This window comes from Pseudorhodoplanes sinuspersici (genome assembly GCF_002119765.1).
GTDB lineage: Bacteria > Pseudomonadota > Alphaproteobacteria > Rhizobiales > Xanthobacteraceae > Pseudorhodoplanes > Pseudorhodoplanes sinuspersici.
Genome location: NZ_CP021112.1, coordinates 3,354,528 through 3,373,462, shown reverse-complemented (window position 1 = coordinate 3,373,462; position 18,935 = coordinate 3,354,528). Strand labels below are relative to the sequence as shown.

At 61.8% G+C, this 18,935-nt stretch carries 19 protein-coding genes; 12 read left to right on the top strand and 7 right to left on the bottom strand.

The features are described 5' to 3' along the window. The first annotated feature begins 134 nt into the window (after positions 1-134). Genes CAK95_RS16360 through CAK95_RS16350 form a run of 3 tightly spaced genes read left to right on the top strand, consistent with a single transcriptional unit; the run spans position 135 to position 2,665 of the window. Positions 135-1,112, top strand: a complete 978-nt coding sequence (locus tag CAK95_RS16360) for a Bug family tripartite tricarboxylate transporter substrate binding protein (RefSeq protein ID WP_086088869.1) — start codon at positions 135-137, stop codon at positions 1,110-1,112. 13 nt (positions 1,113-1,125) lie between these two features. Further along, positions 1,126-1,647, top strand: coding sequence for a GlcG/HbpS family heme-binding protein (locus tag CAK95_RS16355; RefSeq protein WP_086088868.1), 522 nt, complete (start codon positions 1,126-1,128; stop codon positions 1,645-1,647). A 43-nt stretch (positions 1,648-1,690) separates the two neighbouring features. After that, positions 1,691-2,665: a Bug family tripartite tricarboxylate transporter substrate binding protein gene (locus CAK95_RS16350; protein WP_245303430.1), complete on the top strand. Its 975-nt coding sequence runs from the start codon at positions 1,691-1,693 to the stop codon at positions 2,663-2,665. Between the two features lie 4 nt (positions 2,666-2,669). Here the strand turns inward: CAK95_RS16350 and CAK95_RS16345 are convergent, their stop codons facing one another. Both CAK95_RS16345 and CAK95_RS16340 read right to left on the bottom strand, forming a co-directional pair. Continuing rightward, entirely contained in the window at positions 2,670-3,476 is an 807-nt protein-coding gene (locus CAK95_RS16345; RefSeq protein ID WP_086088866.1) for an alpha/beta fold hydrolase, read from the bottom strand. A gap of 121 nt (positions 3,477-3,597) precedes the next feature. Continuing rightward, positions 3,598-4,386: an SDR family oxidoreductase gene (locus CAK95_RS16340; RefSeq protein WP_086091464.1), complete on the bottom strand. Its 789-nt coding sequence runs from the start codon at positions 4,384-4,386 to the stop codon at positions 3,598-3,600. A 219-nt stretch (positions 4,387-4,605) separates the two neighbouring features. On the opposite strand from CAK95_RS16340, the gene CAK95_RS16335 reads away from it, so the two are divergent. The 6 genes from CAK95_RS16335 to CAK95_RS16310 all read left to right on the top strand — a co-directional run bounded on the left by CAK95_RS16335 (position 4,606) and on the right by CAK95_RS16310 (position 10,331). Continuing rightward, entirely contained in the window at positions 4,606-6,453 is a 1,848-nt protein-coding gene (locus CAK95_RS16335) for an ABC transporter ATP-binding protein (protein ID WP_086088865.1), read from the top strand. A gap of 131 nt (positions 6,454-6,584) precedes the next feature. After that, positions 6,585-7,397 carry an alpha/beta fold hydrolase gene (locus CAK95_RS16330; RefSeq protein WP_157699650.1) on the top strand — a complete coding sequence of 271 codons (813 nt, stop codon included), beginning with the start codon at positions 6,585-6,587 and terminating at the stop codon, positions 7,395-7,397. A gap of 287 nt (positions 7,398-7,684) precedes the next feature. Next, positions 7,685-7,936 carry a hypothetical protein gene (locus tag CAK95_RS16325; RefSeq protein ID WP_086088863.1) on the top strand — a complete coding sequence of 84 codons (252 nt, stop codon included), beginning with the start codon at positions 7,685-7,687 and terminating at the stop codon, positions 7,934-7,936. 93 nt (positions 7,937-8,029) lie between these two features. Further along, complete coding sequence (locus CAK95_RS16320) at positions 8,030-9,034, top strand: CorA family divalent cation transporter (RefSeq protein WP_086088862.1); 1,005 nt, start codon at positions 8,030-8,032, stop codon at positions 9,032-9,034. Between the two features lie 93 nt (positions 9,035-9,127). Next, complete coding sequence (locus CAK95_RS16315; RefSeq protein WP_245303429.1) at positions 9,128-9,874, top strand: ABC transporter substrate-binding protein; 747 nt, start codon at positions 9,128-9,130, stop codon at positions 9,872-9,874. Between the two features lie 166 nt (positions 9,875-10,040). Next, positions 10,041-10,331, top strand: coding sequence for a hypothetical protein (locus tag CAK95_RS16310; RefSeq protein ID WP_086088861.1), 291 nt, complete (start codon positions 10,041-10,043; stop codon positions 10,329-10,331). Positions 10,332-10,394: 63 nt separating this feature from the next. Here CAK95_RS16310 and CAK95_RS16305 read toward each other — a convergent pair whose 3' ends face one another. The 4 genes from CAK95_RS16305 to CAK95_RS16290 form a co-directional block, all read right to left on the bottom strand. Beyond that, positions 10,395-10,934 carry a hypothetical protein gene (locus tag CAK95_RS16305; protein ID WP_086088860.1) on the bottom strand — a complete coding sequence of 180 codons (540 nt, stop codon included), beginning with the start codon at positions 10,932-10,934 and terminating at the stop codon, positions 10,395-10,397. A gap of 204 nt (positions 10,935-11,138) precedes the next feature. Then, the gene (gene uvrB, locus CAK95_RS16300) at positions 11,139-14,063 is read right to left on the bottom strand and encodes an excinuclease ABC subunit UvrB (protein WP_086088859.1); all 2,925 of its coding nucleotides are present in this window, start codon (positions 14,061-14,063) and stop codon (positions 11,139-11,141) included. Between the two features lie 43 nt (positions 14,064-14,106). Then, a complete protein-coding gene (locus CAK95_RS16295) occupies positions 14,107-14,853 on the bottom strand; it encodes an acetyltransferase domain-containing protein (protein ID WP_086088858.1) in 747 nt (248 codons plus the stop codon). Between the two features lie 70 nt (positions 14,854-14,923). Further along, on the bottom strand, positions 14,924-15,292 hold the full coding sequence (locus CAK95_RS16290) for a winged helix-turn-helix transcriptional regulator (protein WP_086088857.1): 369 nt from the start codon (positions 15,290-15,292) through the stop codon (positions 14,924-14,926). A 128-nt stretch (positions 15,293-15,420) separates the two neighbouring features. On the opposite strand from CAK95_RS16290, the gene CAK95_RS16285 reads away from it, so the two are divergent. Continuing rightward, a complete protein-coding gene (locus CAK95_RS16285) occupies positions 15,421-16,305 on the top strand; it encodes an NAD(P)-dependent oxidoreductase (RefSeq protein ID WP_086088856.1) in 885 nt (294 codons plus the stop codon). A 118-nt stretch (positions 16,306-16,423) separates the two neighbouring features. On the opposite strand, the gene CAK95_RS16280 is transcribed toward CAK95_RS16285, so the two are convergent. Further along, entirely contained in the window at positions 16,424-17,365 is a 942-nt protein-coding gene (locus CAK95_RS16280) for an AraC family transcriptional regulator (protein ID WP_245303428.1), read from the bottom strand. Between the two features lie 170 nt (positions 17,366-17,535). On the opposite strand from CAK95_RS16280, the gene CAK95_RS16275 reads away from it, so the two are divergent. Further along, positions 17,536-18,024 (top strand): carboxymuconolactone decarboxylase family protein, encoded by a 489-nt coding sequence (locus tag CAK95_RS16275; RefSeq protein ID WP_245303427.1) that lies wholly within the window; start codon positions 17,536-17,538, stop codon positions 18,022-18,024. Between the two features lie 27 nt (positions 18,025-18,051). Next, positions 18,052-18,783: an SDR family oxidoreductase gene (locus tag CAK95_RS16270; RefSeq protein WP_086088855.1), complete on the top strand. Its 732-nt coding sequence runs from the start codon at positions 18,052-18,054 to the stop codon at positions 18,781-18,783. Positions 18,784-18,935: the final 152 nt, after the last annotated feature.

Below are 18,935 nucleotides of genomic sequence, written 5' to 3'. Positions count from 1 at the left end.
GGCTGCGGCTCCCCGCAGCCTTTTTCATATCGCGCTATGTATCTTCATATCGCATCGCGCTTGGGACTTTGCACGGCAGGCGTTAAGACAGTCGCCAACACGGCCGCATCAGACGGCCGATTGGAGGAACGCCAATGCCACCTGTTCACGCCAGGATTATTGCGGCCATTGTTGCGGTGTTTGCGATGGCGGCGCCAGCAAACGCTCAGGACACTTATCCGTCCCGCCCGGTCCGCATCATTGTCGGTTTCGGCGCCGGCGCATCCGCCGACACTGCCGCCCGTGTGGTTGCACAGAAGCTCGGACAGATCCTCGGGCAGCAATTCGTGGTCGAGAACAAGCCCGGCGCTGGCAGCAATATCGCCACCGAATTCGTGTCGCAGGCGCCGAAGGATGGTTACACGCTGCTGCTCGGCACGGTCGCCAACACCATCAACACCACACTGGCACCGCAGACCCGCTTCGACTTCGCTCGCGACTTTGCGCCCGTCACAGCATTGGTCGTACTGCCCAACCTGCTGGTCGTGCATCCTGACATAGGCGTGAAGAACCTGAATGACCTGATCGCGCTCGCCAAGTCGAAGCCCGCGTCCCTGTCCTTCGCCTCCTCCGGCGTCGGCACCTCGCCGCACCTCTCCGGCGAATTGTTCAACCAGATGGCTGGAGTGAAGCTCGTTCACGTGCCCTATCCCGGCAGCGGCCAGGCGGTGACCGATCTCCTTGCCAATCGCGTGCAGGTGATGTTCTCGCCGGCGCCAACCGTGCTTCAGCATGTCGAGAAAGGCGCGTTGCGCGCAATCGCCTCCACGCAACTGAAGCGGACAAATGTCGCACCGCAATTGCCGACCATGGACGAAGCTGGCCTCGCCGGCTTCGACACCGGTTTGTGGTTCGGCCTGCTCGCGCCGGCCGGCACACCGCGCGACATCGTCGACAAATTATCGAAGGCCACCAACGAAGCGCTGAAGTCGCCGGAGGTTGTCGAGGCGCTGTCGAAACAAGGCATGGACATCATCGGCGGCACGCCGGAAGAGCTGGGCAAAACCATCGCCAGCGAGACCGAGAAATGGGCGAAGGTCGTGAAAGCCTCCGGCTTGCAAAAAACAAACTAGATTGGAGCGACGAATGAAACTGCGGGCAAGAGACTGCCGTCCATTTTTCGATGCCGTGGACGAGAAAGCCAAGGAAATGGGTGTCGCGGTGACCACGGCTGTCGTTGGGCCGGAGGGCAACCTGATTGCGCTTGAGCGCATGGACGACGCCGGCTTCATCACACCCGACACCGCTATTGCCAAGGCCTATACGGTTGCCGCCTTCCGCTCGATGAGCCCCCGTTTCCCGGACGGCCTCGTGATCCAGCAATGGTTCAAGGAGCGCAATCCGCAACTGATGGCCAATGCATCGGTATTCTCCAACGGCAAGATCGCGGCATCCGGCGGCTCGCATCCCGTCTTCCACGGCAATGAGATGATCGGCGCCTATGCGATCAGCGGCGCCACCTCTGGGCAGGACGAAGAGATTGCCGAATATGCGCGCAAGAAAGTCGGCTGGGATAAGGCGGCTGCCGACGACACTGTGACCGAAGGCGTCAAGCAGCACATCAACGACATCTATTCGAAAATGGGGCTTGGCGACCGCAAGCTCTGAATGACGCCTGGCCAGACATCACGACTTTCACGGGAATGAAACAATGCTTCACATGATCTGCCGCGTGGCGCTGGGATTTGCGCTACTCCTTCCATTCGCGACCATCGCACCGGCACAGGATTACCCCAACCGCCCCGTCAAGATCGTCGTGCCATATCCGGCCGGTGGTTCCAACGACGTGATCGCGCGCATTCTCGCGCAGCGCCTGTCGGAGGATACCAAGCAGCAATTCATCGTCGAGAACCGCGCCGGCGCCAATGGCAATATCGGTGCAGTCGCGGTCGCAGGCAGTGAACCCGACGGCTACTCGCTGCTTCTGACCGCGCCCGGACCGCTCACCATCAATGCGGCCCTCTACGGCAAGCTTCCCTTCGATCCGGCGAAGGATTTCGCGCCGGTCGCTCTCGTGGCTTCGGTGCCGATCGTGCTGATGGTGCATCCCGAAGTGAAGGCCAACAGCGTGAAGGATCTGATCGCACTGGCCCAGACGCAGCCCGGTAAACTGAATTTCGGCTCATCCGGTGTCGGCTCGACCAATCATCTGGCCGGCGAATTGCTCAAGAGCATGGCCAAGATCGACATCGTCCACGTCGCCTATAAAGGCGCCGCGCCGGCAATGAACGATCTGCTCGGCGGCCATATCCCGATGATGTTCGACAACATGCCTGCCGTGCTGCCGCAGGTTGCGGGCAACAAGGTGCGCGCGATCGCAGTCGCCGGCAGCAAACGGGCCGGGTCGTTGCCGGACGTCCCGACGGTCGCTGAAGCAGGCCTGCCGGGCTTTGAGGCGTCCGCCTGGTTCGGTCTGGTTGCCCCGGCCAAGACGCCCGCGCCCGTCCTCGCCAAGCTCACCGATGCAGTCGCAAAGGCTCTGAAATCCCCGGACGTGGCCAAACGCTTCCAGGAGCTCGGGGCCGAACCAGGCACATATTTTGGTTCGGCCTATGGGACATTTCTCCAGGCCGAATCCAAGAAATGGGCTGAGGTGATCCGCGCATCGGGTGCGAAGGCGGAATAAATCCTCAGGCCGGGTGCTGCGCGAGAAACGCAGCCACCAGCGTGGCGCAGGCGTCCGGATCGGACGCCGCGACGTGATAGGAATCGCCGGGCAGGATTTCGAGCTTCGATCCTGCGATTTTGCGTTGCCATTGCTCGACCTCGTTGGCTGAGCCGAGCTGGCTGCCCGTCGTGGTCACGACCAGGGTCGGCGCCCGGATGGCATCGAGACATGGCGTGACATCGACGGTCGGCACCATCTGGAGAAAACCTTCTAACGTCGATGGCGCGGTCTTCGCCATCAGATCGACCCACCATGCAACCGCCGCGTCCGGCAGCCCACTGCCGAGCCGGCCATTCATCGTTGCTTCCGCCCAAGGCTTCACGCCATGCTCGCGGATCTGCTTGCGCCACGCTGGCGCGCGTTCTGCGAAGCTTGTGAGCGAAACCGGCGCTCCGATCGCCGAGAGCGAGATCACGCGATCCGGATGCATGGCGGCCAGCCGCAGGCCGATGGTCCCGCCGATTTTCGCACCGACCACATGCACGCGCTCAAGCTCAAGGCGGTCGATGAGCGTAATCAAATCCTGCACCAGGCGATCGAGCCGCCACTGATAATCGCCTGGCATTGGTGTCGACTGGCCGTATCCGCGCAAGTCCGGGCGCAAGAGGCGGTGATGCCGCGACAAATGCGGCACCCAGGCACGCCAGCTTTCACCCGACTCCGCGAGGCCATGCACCATCAACACGGTGTCGGCTGGACGCCATGGATCGGTGTGGTCGTCAATGCGGTAAGCCAGCTTCAGCCCGGATTCGATATCGGCGAAATTCATTCTTGGTCCTTCCAACGAGCGCCAGAGCTCCGGCTTTGATGGAATCAAAGCCGGAACTCTAGCTTTTTGTTTTGACGCGTTTTCTTCACGCGAACCGGTGCCCACGTCGCTCGAAAACGCTCTAGATACAGCGGGTACCGCCGCCATCGACATCGATGCAGGTGCCGGTGATAAAAGACGCGCGATCCGAACAGAGGAACGCGACCAATCCCGACACTTCGTCGACACGGCCGATGCGGCCCAGCGGGACGGTTGCGATCTGTGACGCATTGAACGCATCCGCACTCTTGCCGAGACTTTTGCCGGCCTGCGCAACGATGGTATCCCAGCGCTCGGTCTGGATCGGACCGGGATTGACCCCTATCACCAGCACATTGTCGGACGCGACTTCATCGGCCAGTGCCTTGGTGAAATTGAGCAGCGATGCGTTCACCGCTCCACCCGCAATGTATTCTGCGCGCGGCTGATGTCCGCTGCGGCCGATGATGTTGATGACACGTCCCCAGCGCCGCTGCCGCATGTCCGGAATGACGGCGCGGGCGCAGCGTGCGTAACCCATGAGCTTCAGATTGATCGATTTCAGCCACGTCGCATCCTCCGTGTCCTGGATACGCCCAGAGGGTGAGGATCCGGCATTGTTGACCAAGATGTCGATCGGCCCCAATGCCGCTTTGGCTTCGGCAACCACGCGCACAATATCGTCCGGCAGAGCCAGGTCTCCCGGAAGCACCACGGGCTTGGCACCACCGGCAGCTTCGATCTCGGCCGCCGCCTGCTCCAGGGTCTCGCGGTTACGTGCAATCAGCCCCACCCGAACCCCTTCCAGCGCCAGTTCGTGTGCAATGGCGCGGCCGATCCCTGCACTGGATCCCGTAATCAATGCGGTCTTGCCGCCCAACTTCAAATCCATCGATCCATCCCGTATCGCGCCCGGCCTTGTCGCCGCCATGTTTTATCTGCCGGCTGCAACTAGCACGTCAGCCACCAAACGGTAGCCGGATTTTTGACCGCACAGCCCGCGGCGCCATTCTCTCGACATGATGGCGGTTTAGAGAAATGCATCCAAATTCGATACGACCGGCAGGCGGCCCATACTCAGTGGTGCCGCCTTTTGCTGTCTGGAAATGCAATGCTCTCGTGGTTCGAAAAAAAGCTGAAGCCGACGGTTCTGCCTGAAAAGCCGGAGCCGCCTGCAACGCTGGCCGGCTTCTACTGGCACTTCGCCCGGCAGGCGAAGGGTTTGTTCGTTGCGCTGTTCGTTACGGGCTTCATCGTCGCCCTGCTTGACGCCACCATTCCGGTCTTCATCGGCCGGGTCGTGACGCTTGTTACATCGAGCCAGCCGGACAGGCTGTTCGCCGACTCCTGGCACCTCCTCGCCGGCATGGCAGTCGTATTGCTGTTGCTGCGCCCGCTCGCAATCACCGCGCAAAACATCGTCGCCAATCAGGCGATCGCCGCCAACGTCGCCAACATGATTCGCTGGCAGAACCACTGGCATGTGGTGCGTCAGAGCTGGGCCTTCTTTCAGAACGACTTCGCCGGACGTATCGCCAACAAGGTGATGCAGACCGGTCCCGCTCTGCGCGAGAGCCTGGTCGCGATGATTACCGCGGTCTGGTACATCATGGTCTATGGCACCAGCGCCGTGATCCTGCTCGCATCGGCCGACGGCTGGCTGGCGCTGCCGATCCTGGTCTGGTTTGCCGCCTACGGTGTGTTGCTGCGCATCTTCGTGCCGCGCATGCGCGACCGTTCGGTGGAGGTTTCCGAAGCGCGTTCGATCATGACCGGCCGCATCGTCGATACCTATACCAACATCCTGACGCTGAAGCTGTTTGCTCGCGCGCGCGAGGAAGACGCCTATGTGCGCAACTCGGTCGAAACGCATACCGGCCTCTTTCATGCATCGCTGCGGCTGAACACGATCTTCAGCTTCTGCCTGTCGACGCTCAACGCCATGATGGTGACGGCGGTCGCAGGTCTTTCGATCTATCTGTGGACGAAAGGCTCGGTGCAGATCGGCACTGTTGCGATGGCTTTGCCGCTCGCCTGGCAGATCGTCAACATGGCCGGCTGGGTCGCCTACCAGATCACCGACATCTTCGAGAATATCGGTGTCGTGCAGGAAGGCATGCGAGCCATTGCGAGGCCGCTCGGTCTGCCTGACAAGCCGGGCGCTGCGGAATTGAAGGTCACGCGCGGCGAAATCAAGTTCGACGAGATCCGCTTCGGCTATGGCAGCGAAAAGGGCCTGATCGACAATCTCTCGCTCGACGTGAAGCCCGGTGAGAAGATCGGACTGGTCGGACGCTCCGGCGCCGGCAAATCGACGCTGGTCAATCTGCTGCTGCGCTTCTTCGAACTGGAGAGCGGCCGCATCCTGATCGACGGGCAGGATATTTCGCAAGTGACGCAGGAATCGCTGCGCACGCAGATCTCAGTGGTGACGCAGGACACCTCGCTGCTGCATCGCTCGATCCGCGACAATATTCGTTACGGTCTGCCATCCGCCAGCGACGACGCCGTGGTCGAGGCGGCGAAGCTCGCGCACGCGCATGACTTCATCGCCAATCTCGAAGATTGGAAAAACCGGCGCGGCTATGACGCACAGGTTGGCGAACGCGGCGTGAAGCTGTCGGGCGGGCAGCGCCAGCGCATCGCCATTGCTCGCGTCATCCTGAAGAATGCACCGATTCTCGTGCTGGATGAGGCAACCTCCGCGCTCGATTCCGAGGTGGAAGCTGCGATCCAGTCGAGTCTCGACGAGTTGATGAAAGGCAAGACGGTGATCGCCATCGCGCACCGGCTCTCCACCATTGCCCGCATGGACCGGCTCGTCATCCTCGACAAGGGCCGCGTCGTCGAGCAAGGCACCCATGACGAATTGCTCGCGGCCGACGGCCATTACGCCGCGCTGTGGCGGCGGCAATCCGGCGGGTTCATCGACGCACCGGGCCTGCAGGCAGCGGAATAAGATACCGCTTTCTTTGATGCGAGCTGACCCACAGCTTGCATCCCCGAAGATGCCTGCTCGCCCCTCGACTCAAGATGCAGTAGTGTCCTGAATAATCACTGTTGCGACCAAAAAACGATCGGGGGAGAAACGTGACAACATCCAAGCGCGAAGCAACACGACGCAACATCATCGCCGGCGCAGGAGTTGCCGCTGCCGGCATCGTGACGGGCGCAACAACGGCTCAAGCGCAGACCACAGGCAAGACGTTCGTCCTCGTGCACGGCGCCTGGCATGGCGGCTGGTGCTGGCGACGCGTCGCTGATCTTCTCGAGAAGAAGGGCCATAAAGTTTACGCTCCGACGCTCACTGGGCTGTGCGATCGTTCTCACCTTCTGGACAGCAAGACCAATCTCAGCACGCATATCACCGATGTTGCCAATCTGATCGCCTGGGAAGGCCTGAAAGATGTCGTCCTCGTCGGACATTCCTACGGCGGCTTTGTGATCTCCGGCGTCGCTGAGAAAGCCCAGCCGGCGATTTCCTCCATCGTGTATCTGGACGCTTTCCTGCCCGATAACGGCGAAGCGCTGATCGATGTCGTCCGGGGCTCAAAACTCTATGATGTTATTCAAGGCACTATTCAGAAAGGCGATCTCACAATGGCCGCACCGAAAGCGGCACTGTTCCAGGTCAATGAAAAGGACCGAGCCTGGGTCGACGAGAAATGCACGCCGCAGCCGACGGCAACTTTGTCCGAAAAGGTTGCCTTGACTGGAGCGCGCGATCGCATTGCCAAGCGCGCTTATGTTCGCGCTAAGGGCTACGCGTCTCCGGGTTTCGATCGCGCGCAGGCCAAGGCACAGGCGGCATCTGGATTTCGTGTCTATGAGATGCCCTGCGGACACGACGCGATGGTGGACATGCCTGATCGTTTGACCGACATTCTGCTTGAAGTGGCATAGTCGGCCGATCTCACCGACGGCTCCTGGCAGGCGATCGACAATCGCTGGGTTGGGCGTTAACGCACTTATGACAGGGGCGAATGCCCCGCATGAACCGCACCCCGGCGGGGTTGCGACAATCTGTTCCTTTGCGCATATATAGGCTGTTCGAGTTTCGCGACTGCCGCCCTCGGGCAATCCAGACACAAACCGGACGTCACGCGGACCGCCTTCAGGGCGCGTGTACCGCTATTGCAGAGGCCCCTGTTTTCAGGCCAACGCGCCCTGCGCAGGAACGGAGAACAAGAATGGCGAGAAAACCGACCAAGCGCACCGAATTCGTGCTGTTCGACGTGATCTATGAGGACGGCAGCCAGCGTTCCAATCGCCGTGTGCCGGGCGATGCCCTTGGAGGTCTCGACGGCGACGAACCCGCTCGCGCCATTATTGAACAGCAGGACCGCGAGATCGCGGAAAAGTCCGGGCAGATCCCGCTCCAGATCAAGTCCATCCAGCGTGCCGGCGCAAAAGTCCCCGAAAAAGAGTGGAAGCGGCGCTAATACGGCGCAACTGTCCCGCCCTGTCGCAAAACTGTCATATGAAAAATCTAGCCAGCGCCCACCCCACGAAACGATACCCGCGGAGCGCTGCGCATGAACCGGCTCGAAACAGCCCTGACAGAAGGCGCACCCGCAGCCGGCATCCTTGCCGCCTATCATTTCAATGCCGACGGTGAGGCCAAGCGGATTGCGCCGGAGGACGTCGACAGCGCCATCGCCACACGTGATGGCTGGTTCTGGATCCATCTCGCACGCGCCGACAATCGTTGCCGGAACTGGGTCGAGAACCACGCCCCTCTCAGCGAAATCGTCTGTGAAATCCTTCTGGGCGATGAGGAGCATCAGCGCCTCGAAGTTTACGGCCGCGAGATCGTCGGCGTCATTCCCGACCTGCAACTGGAATTCGACCACCCCACCGAAGAACTGAGCCGGTTGCGGTTCGGCATGACCGATCGTCTGCTGGTGACCATGCGCCGCGTGCCGCTACGTTCCGTCGAAAACGTCCGCCACGCGATCAGCGCCGGCACGATGTTCACCGCCCCGATCGAATTGATCGATTCCATCGTCGACCATTTCGCCGATGTCATCGGCCAATTGTCCGAACGCATCGGCAACGATCTCGATATCGTCGAAGAGCGGATGTGGCACGGCACGCGCGGTGACGAGACCCAGCGCATCGCCCGCGCCCGCAATCAGTCCGTGCGCATTCACCGGCAATTGTCGCAGATGCGCGGATTGTTTCACCGGCTCGAACATCGCGTCGCCGGTCCCTTGCCGGAATTGTCTGCGCCGGTGCAGTCGCTGGCGCAGAAGATCGATGCCTTCGACCACGCGGTCGCGGATATTCACGATCGCGCGCGACTGCTGCAGGAAGAGATGGCCGGCCGCATGGCCGAGCTGACCAACCGCCGCCTGCTCACCTTGTCGCTGCTCACCGCGGCGATTCTGCCGCCGACATTGGTCACCGGTTTCTTCGGCATGAATACCAAGGATCTACCATTCTTGGAGACGCCCGGGGGTACCTGGTATGCCTTCGCCATTGCGGCTGCGGCCGGCGCTTTCACCTATTGGGCGCTGCAGCGGCTACGGGCGTTCTGATCGCATCGACATGGGACAGTTGCTGCTTTGCGCGACGCTTGCCATAGGTAGCTCCGCCAAATCCGCTTTCGCGCAACCTGAAGAGGCCTCCCCGTGTCCGCTGATGTGCTCAAAGATCTCGCTCCCACCGGCAAGCTGCGCGCCGCCATGAATTACGGCAATGGCGTGCTGGTCCAGCGCGGCACGACCGATCAGGACCCGAAAGGCGTCGCACCCGATCTCGCACGCGAACTCGGCAAGCGTCTCAATGTGCCGGTCACCTTTGTCGGCTTCGATGGCGCCGGCGCGGTGTTCGACGCTTTGAACGTGCCGTCCGACGATCCGAAGGCCTGGGATGTCGCGTTCCTCGCCATCGAGCCGGTGCGCGCCGCCGAGATCGCCTTCACTGCGCCCTATGTGCTGATCGAAGGCACCTACATGGTGATGAAGGATTCGCCGCTGAAGACTGTTGGCGATGTCGATCGCCCCGGCCATCGCATCTCGGTCGGGCCGAAATCCGCCTACGATTTGTTTCTGACCCGCACGCTGAAACACGCCGAGCTCGTGCGCGCCGATGTCGGCGGCGGCGAAGCGATGGTGCAGCTTTTCCTGAAACACAATCTCGATGCCGCCGCGGGCGTGCGCCAGCCGCTGGAGGCCTATGCCAAGACCGATCCGAATGTGCGGGTGATGAACGACCGCTTCATGGAAATCCGCCAGGCCATGGGCACGCATCAGGGACGCGATGCCGGCGCAGCTTACATCAAAGCCTTTGTCGAGGAGATGAAAGCAGCGGGCTTTGTCGCCGATGCGTTAGCGCGCAGCGGCCAGAAGGCGACAGTGGCTCCGGCGGAGGAGTAACCTTTCTTCACCCTCCCCACTGAAGTCGCGTACACGCTTCCTGCCGCCCATGTCTCGCCGCAACAATGAATAGTCGTTCAAAACCAATGACATAATTCGTGAAGGCAGGTGCGAACCTCCCCAGCCCGCCCTGCGTTGGCCCCCCAGGACAGCAAGGAGGATCGTGATGAAGACACTTCTGTTTGGTGTTGCGGCGGCTGGTGCTCTGTTGGTGGCGGCGCCGGCGAGCGCGCAGGTTTATTTCGGTGCTGACCCCGGCGGCGTCGGCGTGCAGGTTGGCCCGATCGGTGCCGGTGTCGGCCCGCGATATTGGGACGACTGGCGTTATCGCGATGGGCCTTACCGCAGAGCCTATCGGGACTCTTACGCCTATGGCGGCGATTGCCGCACCATCCGCTCGCGCACCACGACGCCGGGCGGCCGCGTGATCGTTAAGACACGGCGCGTGTGTGACTAAGCGTAACGACTATTCTTGACATAAAGCGGCCTCGCGCAAGCGGGGCCGCAAGCTGTTCGCACATTAACGCCCGCCGTTGTTCACCAAAACTTTCCATCCGCCCTTTCCGGCACAATCCCGCGTCTCGCGCCAATACATCAGTGACGGGTTCGGCGGCGTGCCGTTGAGATGCCAGCGCGCCTCGCTGCGGCAGATCCGGCTTTCCGGATCGACGAAAAGCTGGCTGACGATGCGCGCCTTCGCATCCCAGCGGATGTTGGACAATTCCTCGGCCGCCTCGCCCTTGCGCGGCGGCTGCGGAAAGCGCAGCAGCGTTGCCCCCTCACCGCTTTCGTTCCTCGCAAACACAAGCGCCTGAATATAGTTGGCATTGTTGCCGGGACAGACCCACGCAAAGACGAAGCCGCCGGCAAACGGCCGGCGCGTGATGCTCTCCGGCTCCGTGCCACACGTCACCTGCGCGGTGACGGCGGGCGGAATGTCTTTCCGGTCGATGATGGCGGTGTCGCCGGATTGCGCGTGCGCCGGAGCGGCGATCCCGAGCAGCAGAAGGAATGAGAATGCGGTTCGCAAGGCCATGTGTTGAATCATGGATGACATCATTCAAATCTCAAACGGCTAAAAATCACGAACAGCCAAAATCCAAAAAGCCATGCATCATTGCCCCCTCACTGTGCGGGTTGCGACTTTACGCGTGACGCAAGGGGAATATTCGCCTGTTGATCTTACCCATAAACGATCTGCTGTGATCGGCAATACCCGGGCATGACGGTGGAGATATTGCGTTTCGCTGAAGCGCGTTGCCGCTTATTTCTTCTTGAACTTCTTGCTCGTCCACCCGCCGCGCTGACCCGGCTTGCCGAGTGATGAGCGCCGGCCCGTCTTGTCGCGGCGCGCATCGTCGGACGAGCCCTCGCGGAATGGAATGGATTCGGTCCCCGGCCCCATGGTGTCGAGATCGGGGAAATGCGGCGCCTCGCGCATCGGGCGCTGGCCTTTCTTGCCCGAGCGATCCGGCAGCACCTCGTGATAGGAGGCGACGCCCATTTCATCGAGGGTGGGTTTGTGGGGGCGGCTCACGTTCACCCCACCCCGTCCACCGTCGCCCTTGCGGGCTTTGGCGGACGACCCTCCCCCTCCAGGGGAGGGTAAGCGTTTCGTCGTCGGATTGTCGGTCACCGCAAGCTCGGTGGCGCGCAAACGCTTGATCTCGTCGCGCAGGCGCGCGGCCTCTTCGAAATCGAGATCGCTCGCTGCCTCGCGCATGCGATGCTCGAGATCGGCCAGCACCGCTTCGAAATTGTGGCCGATGGTCGCCGCCTCGCCGGTCATGCCCGTGGCGCCGGTTTCCACCAGCACGTGATCGCGCTCGTATACGCTGTCGAGAATGTCGGCGATGTTGCGCTTTACCGAGGCCGGCGTGATGCCGTGCTCGGCATTGTAGGCCTGCTGCTTCTCTCTCCGGCGGCTGGTCTCCGCCATCGCTCGCTCCATCGAGCCGGTGACGTGATCGGCATAGAGGATCACGCGGCCGTCGACGTTGCGCGCAGCACGGCCGATGGTCTGGATCAGCGACGTTTCACTGCGCAGGAAACCTTCCTTGTCGGCATCGAGGATCGCCACCAGCGCGCATTCGGGAATGTCGAGACCCTCGCGCAACAGGTTGATGCCGACCAGCGCATCGAACGCGCCGAGCCGCAGGTCGCGGATGATCTCGATGCGCTCGATGGTGTCGATGTCCGAATGCATGTAGCGCACGCGGATGCCCTGCTCGTGCAGATATTCGGTCAGGTCCTCGGCCATGCGCTTGGTCAGCACGGTGATCAGCGAGCGATAGCCCTTGGCGGCAACGGCGCGCACTTCGCCGACGAGATCGTCGACCTGCGTGCGCGCGGGACGAATGTCGACCGGCGGATCGATCAGGCCGGTCGGACGAATGACCTGCTCGGCGAATACGCCGCCGGATTGCTCCAGCTCCCATCCCGCCGGCGTCGCCGACACCGCGACCGTCTGCGGCCGCATCGCATCCCATTCCTCGAACCGCAGCGGCCGGTTGTCCATGCAGGATGGCAAGCGGAAGCCATATTCGGCCAGTGTTGCCTTACGGCGGAAGTCGCCGCGGAACATGGCGCCGATCTGCGGCACCGTGACATGGCTTTCATCGAGGAAGACCAGCGCATTGTCCGGCACATATTCGAACAGCGTGGGCGGCGGCTCGCCGGGTTTACGCCCGGTGAGATAGCGCGAGTAATTCTCGATGCCGGCACAGGAGCCGGTCGCTTCCATCATCTCCAGATCGAAGATGGTGCGCTGCTCCAGCCGCTGCGCTTCAAGAAGACGCCCGGCGGAGGTGAGCTGATCGAGCCGCCATTTCAGTTCCGCCTTAATCGAATTCATCGCCTGGATCAGCGTCGGCCGCGGCGTGACATAGTGCGAGTTGGCGTAGATCTTGACGAATTTCAGCTCATCGCTCTCGCGGCCGGTGAGCGGATCGAATTCGGCGATCTTCTCGATCTCGTCGCCAAACAGCGACACACGCCAGGCGCGGTCTTCATAATGCGCCGGGAAAATTTCGATGGTGTCGCCGCGCACGCGGAAGGTGCCGCGCGAGAAATCGGGCGTGCGCTTGTATTGCAGAGCGACGAGATCGGCGATCAGCTGGCGCTGTTCGATGCGGCCGCCCTTTTTCAGCGAGAAGGTCATCGCCGAATAGGTTTCCACCGAACCGATACCGTAGATGCACGACACCGATGCGACGATGATCACGTCATCGCGTTCGAGCAAGGCGCGCGTCGCCGAGTGGCGCATACGGTCGATCTGCTCGTTGATCGACGAGTCTTTCTCGATGTAAGTGTCTGTGCGCGGGATATAGGCTTCCGGCTGATAGTAATCGTAATAGGAAACGAAATACTCGACGGCATTGTCCGGAAAGAAGCTCTTGAACTCGCCATAGAGCTGGGCCGCCAGCGTCTTGTTCGGCGCCAGGATCAGCGCCGGGCGCTGCGTCGCCTCGATCACCTTGGCCATCGTATAGGTCTTGCCGGAGCCGGTGACGCCGAGCAGCACCTGCGTGCGCTCATGGCGGTTCGCGCCCTCGACCAGTTCCTTGATCGCGGTCGGCTGGTCGCCCTTCGGCTCCATCTCGCTTTTGATCTCGAGCCGCAGGCCGCCTTCCGACTTTTCCGGCCGCGGCGGACGATGCGGCGTCCAGGTCTGCGCGTTGAATTCTGCGCGGCCCTCGCGCAGCAGATGTTCCAGCGCCTCATTGCTGGCGGCGGCGCCGGTGACACCGCGGCCGAGATCCACAACATCGTCATTTTTCTCGCGCCGCTGGCCGACGCTGGAGCCGGGCAGCGGCGCGTCATCGTCGGTTTCGAGACCGAGTTCCCGCGCCAGCACCGGATCGATGCCCGCGACCGGCGGCGCGTCATAGGGCGCGCGCGCGACATAGCCGGATTGCGGCTTCTCCTTGAACCCGCCCGGCGCCGAGGTGCGCGCCGTGTGCTCCGCGGCGCGGTCGGCGCGGCGCTCGAAGGAATTGTCCGGCGGCGGCTGCAAATTCAGGCTCTTGCCGGTGCCGGACCCCATGCCGGCGCGGCCTTTGGAAATGGCCGGATTCAGCAGGTCATCGAGCGCGGGATCATGTTTCGGCGCGTCCGGCCGGTGCGCCTTGGAACGGGTCGGGCGCGCGTAATCCTTGGGCTTTTTCGGCTTGTCGGGCGATTTCGGCATGCCCCGCAATATGGGTGGAGTCGCGTGGCGAGAAAAGGGCCGTTCAGCCCGCTGCTGCCAATTGCGACACACCAAACAAGACCCCCATCAGGATCGGCTGATGCAGCAGATAGATCAGCAAACTGTGCCGGCCGGCCAGGGCGAGCACGCGCCCCGCAACATCGACAGGCTGCCAGTGCGCCCAGACCGCCTTCGTCGCATAAGGCGCAAGGATGCGCGCGACGGCGATGCCGATCAGCATGAAGCCGAACCACGGAAACAGCGGATTATAGTCGTTCGACGGCGGCGCCTCGGTACCAAGACCGAGCCATAGGAGGATCGGCGCATTCAATAGCGGCGTCGCAAAGAGCGGACCGATCAGCACGACGATCGCTGCGAGAATAATCACAGGCAGCGGTGCACGCAGGAAGGCGAGCCCGATCACGCTCGACAGCGCGATGCAATGCAGAATGCCGAACCAGATGATAGCGTCCGGATCGACGAAATACGAAATGATCGTGACCAGCATCGCGGCCGCAACGAGGTAGCCGATACGCCACCAGAAATTGCGCCAATGCATGCCGTTGTGATGCGCCAGATAAAGGCTGATGCCAGCAACGGCGAGAAAGCTCGCCGGAATGGTGCGCACGAAGGCGATCCAGCCCCAGTGTTCCGACACTGCGACATAGGCAAGCCCGAACAATTCCAGATCGAAGAAGGAATGATAGACGACCATTGCCGCGATCGCGACGCCACGCAGGACGTCGAGCAAGGCAATGCGCAAATGCGATGTGGCGGGATGAATGAGCATGCCGGACCGGGCAAAAGAAACGCCCAACTCTAACACTGAAAGCGGCCCGTGTCGCCGCCACAGGACACCGTCAGGCGGCTGGCCGGCTTAGGTCGGCCTGGACCGCTTGTTGCCGTTGCGCCATATGACGCTCGTGTTCCTTGCCCCACTTTGAGAGAACACACACAGCATCATTCAAGGTCTTGCCGAACGCCGTCACGGAATATTCGACCCGCTGCACGGCGCCCGGAAAGACCGTGCGCTCGATCAGGTCGTCGGTTTCCATCTCGCGCAATTGTTGCGTCAGAACTTTTTCGCTGACGCCCGGCAGCAGCCGCCGTAATTCGCCGAAACGGCGCGGCGCGAGATTTACCTCCCAGAGAATCATCGTCTTCCACTTGCCGCCAATGGCGTTGAGTGCGGCGGCAAATCCGCACTCGTCGTGCTGAAGCTTTTTCATTCCGGCGCTCCTTACCTGCAGGTGCGTGGTTACAACAGAGTGCGTAATTTACGCCCTTTCACTCCTAATATATCAGCCGGCAACTCAATCGGAAGTGCGCGTCGAGCGCCGCAATCGGAGTTGCAACAATGCAAGAGACCCGTAAAGAGATTTGTGTCGTCGGCGCTGGCCGCATGGGGTCGGCCCTTGTGCGGGCCTTTCTGAAACGGGGATATCCAACATCGGTTTGGAACCGGACGGCGGCGAAATCCGAGCCTCTCGTTGCGTTGGGAGCAAGAACGTCCGGCTCGCTCGAAACCGCCATCGCGCCATGCGATATCATCGTTGTCAACGTCATCGACTATGCGGCAGCCGATGAACTCCTGCGGTCGCCCTCGATCGAAGCCGCGCTGAAGTCGAAACTCATCGTGCAGCTCACCTCGGGCTCGCCGCAACAGGCGCGCGACAGCGGAGCATGGGCTGGCCGGCACGGCATCGGCTATCTCGATGGCGCGATCATGGCGACACCCAACTTCATTGGCGAACCCGAAGGCACGGTCCTGTATTCAGGTCCGCACGCGAACTTTGATCAGAACAAGGAGCTCTTTCTTGCGCTTGGCGGCAACGCCTTGCATGTCGGCGAAGATTTCGGTCATGCTTCGGCTCTCGATGTTGCGCTGCTGACGCAAATGTGGGGCACGTTGTTCGGCACGCTGCAAGCGATCGCGGTGAGCGTGGCGGAAGGCATAGACCTGAAAACCTATGACAAATATCGGCCGACCTTCAGACCAACCGTCGAGGGTGCGGTGGATGACCTCCTGGCCCGCGCGCGAGACGGCCGTTATCGAGGCGACGAGAATACGCTGGCATCACTGGCCGCGCATCACGGCGCATTCCAGCATCTGCTCGACGTGACGCGGGATCGCGGCCTGAATCCGGCTTTGCCGCATGCCCTCGACGGCCTGTTCAAGGCCGCCATCGCCAAGGGACATCTCCACGACGATTTTGCAGCGCTGGTGCCACTCATGCGCTGACGCGCGCCGTAGCCTCTTGAGCCTTTCCGGCTTTGACGGAATCAAAGCCGGGACTCTAGCTTATTGTTTTAACGCGTTTTCTTTACGCGAACCGATATCCACTTCGCTCGAAAACGCTCTAAAGCAGCGTTCCCGCCAGCATCCCCGGTGTTTCACGCAACCGCGCCACATCACGCGCCGGCGGCGCGCCGAACAGCCGCCGGTACTCGCGGCTGAATTGTGAAGGGCTGTCATAGCCGACCTCATGCCCGGCCGCGGCAGCATCGAGCGACAGGCCGACCATCAGGCGGCGCGCTTCCTGCAGACGCAACTGCTTTTGATATTGCAACGGAGTCATGGCCGTCACGGTCTTGAAGTGATCGTGCAATGCCGATGCACTCATGCGTGCCTCGGCAGCGATCTGCTCGATGCTGAAAGACTCGCGGAAGTTCTTTTTGATCCAATCAATGGCGCGATTGATCTGCTGCAGCTTGCCGTCGGCGCGTGCGATCTGACGCAGACGCGCGCCCTGCGGCGTGTGCAGCAGGCGATAAAGGATTTCGCGCTCTGCCAGTGGCGCAAGCATACCAATATCGCGGGGCGTCGCCAGCAAGCGCACCAGACGGATGGCGGCATCGAGCAATTCCAGCGTCACCACATCGAGCTGCAGGCTCGATTGCGGCAGCTGATCGGTGGCATCGTCCGCGCCGGCATCGAGGATCAAGGCGCTCAGCACCACCGGATCGAGATCGAGCCGAAGACACAGATAGGGCCGTGACGGGGACGCCTCAATCACCTGGCCGATGATCGGCACATCCACAGACACGACGAGATAGTGTGCCGGGTCGTAGTCGTAGATCGTGTCGCCGAGCATCACCTGCTTGCGGCCTTGGGCGACGATGCACAAAGCCGGCTCGTGCAGCGCATGCAGCGGCTCGGTCGGCTGCGAGCAGCGGATCAGCACGAGACGCGGAATGGCGGTCGGCTGAATCCCGTCAGCGCCGGAGAATCGATCAATCAGCGCCGCGAGCTCTCCGGCCTCCGCCATATCGCGATCGTGCGAATTGTGCGCCAAACCCATGAAACTTCTCCGGAATTCCTGCGGCAAGAATAGACCGGATTGTTGAGGTCTGAAACCCCGGCGGCTATCTTCTGGAGGATCAGGCAATAAACGGCGAGCAATGGTCTACCGCCTCGGGCGCCTCATCGCCCATCGTCCGTCCATCGATGCTCCCGTTCGAGGACGACGACATGAAAGCAATCCCCTTGATGATGACGATAGCCGCCCGCACAGGTTTTGGGCTGCTCTCAGCGCTGGCGATCGTTCCAGCGGCCATCGGCCAGCCGGCTGATCCGCGCGCAGAGCGTGGCCTGCAGGTCATCACGACACTCAGCGACGGAGCCGGCCAGCCGGTTCTCGACGCCCTCAGGCGCGACATGCCGGCTTTCGGCGATGCGGTTCTGACATATGCATTGGGCGATGTCTTCGGCAGCGATGCACTCGACATCCGCACGCGTCAGCTTGCCGTGGTCGCCGCCTTCGCCGCGCAAGGCAACCTGCCCTACCTGAAGATCCATGCCGGTTACGCGCTCAACAACGGGGTGAAGCCGCAGGAGCTGCTCGACATTGCGCTGGTGACCACCGTCACCGCCGGCTTTCCACGCGCCATCGATGCCGCACAGGCGCTGCGCGAGGTGTTCGCACAGCGCGGCATCGCCCTGCCCCTCGCCAAGAACTGACATCCCGCTCAAAAAAGGACTCTCAACATGTCTATCACAGGAAAAGTCATCGCCATCACCGGCGCCAGCAGCGGCATTGGTGAAGCAACCGCACGACTATTGGCTCAGAAAGGCGCCCATGTCGTCATGGGTGCGCGCCGCACGGACCGGCTCAATGCGCTTGCGAAAGAGATCAAAGCCGCCGGCGGATCGGCCCGCAGCCAAGCGCTCGACGTGATATCGCGCGACGACATGGAAGCCTTCATCGCCTTTGCCGAGAAAGAGTTCGGCCGCATCGACGTGGTGGTGAACAATGCCGGCGTGATGCCGCTATCACCCATGGATGCGCTAAAGGTCGAGGAGTGGGAACGCATGCTCGACGTCAATATCCGCGGCGTTCTCTACGGCATCGCCGCAGGCCTGCCGCGCTTCAAGCGGCAAGGCGCCGGACAGTTCGTCAATGTGTCCTCTATCGGCGGTCACTATGTGGTCCCGACCGCGGCCGTCTATTGCGCCACCAAATTCGCGGTGCGAGCGATCTCGGATGGCCTGCGGCAGGAAAACCGCGATATCCGCGTCGCCGTCATCTCCCCCGGCGTCACGGAATCCGAACTCGGCACCGACATCACCGACGCCTCGGCGCGCGCGATGATGGACGACTATCGCAAGATCGCGATCGGTCCTGACGCCATCGCCCGGGCGGTCGCCTTTGCGGTGGAACAGCCGGACGATGTCGACGTGAACGAGATCGTCGTGCGCCCGACGGCGAGCCCGAATTAAAGGCTGGAACGCTTCCATTCCCTTCCAAAAATTTCGCTTGTGGGCGGGGTCCGGGCCGGTCCCGCCCATAAAAAGCTGTTCGGGGAGGTGCAATATCACCCTTTGATAACGGGAATCACCTATAGTGGCCGTTATTAGCGCTCTTTCACCGC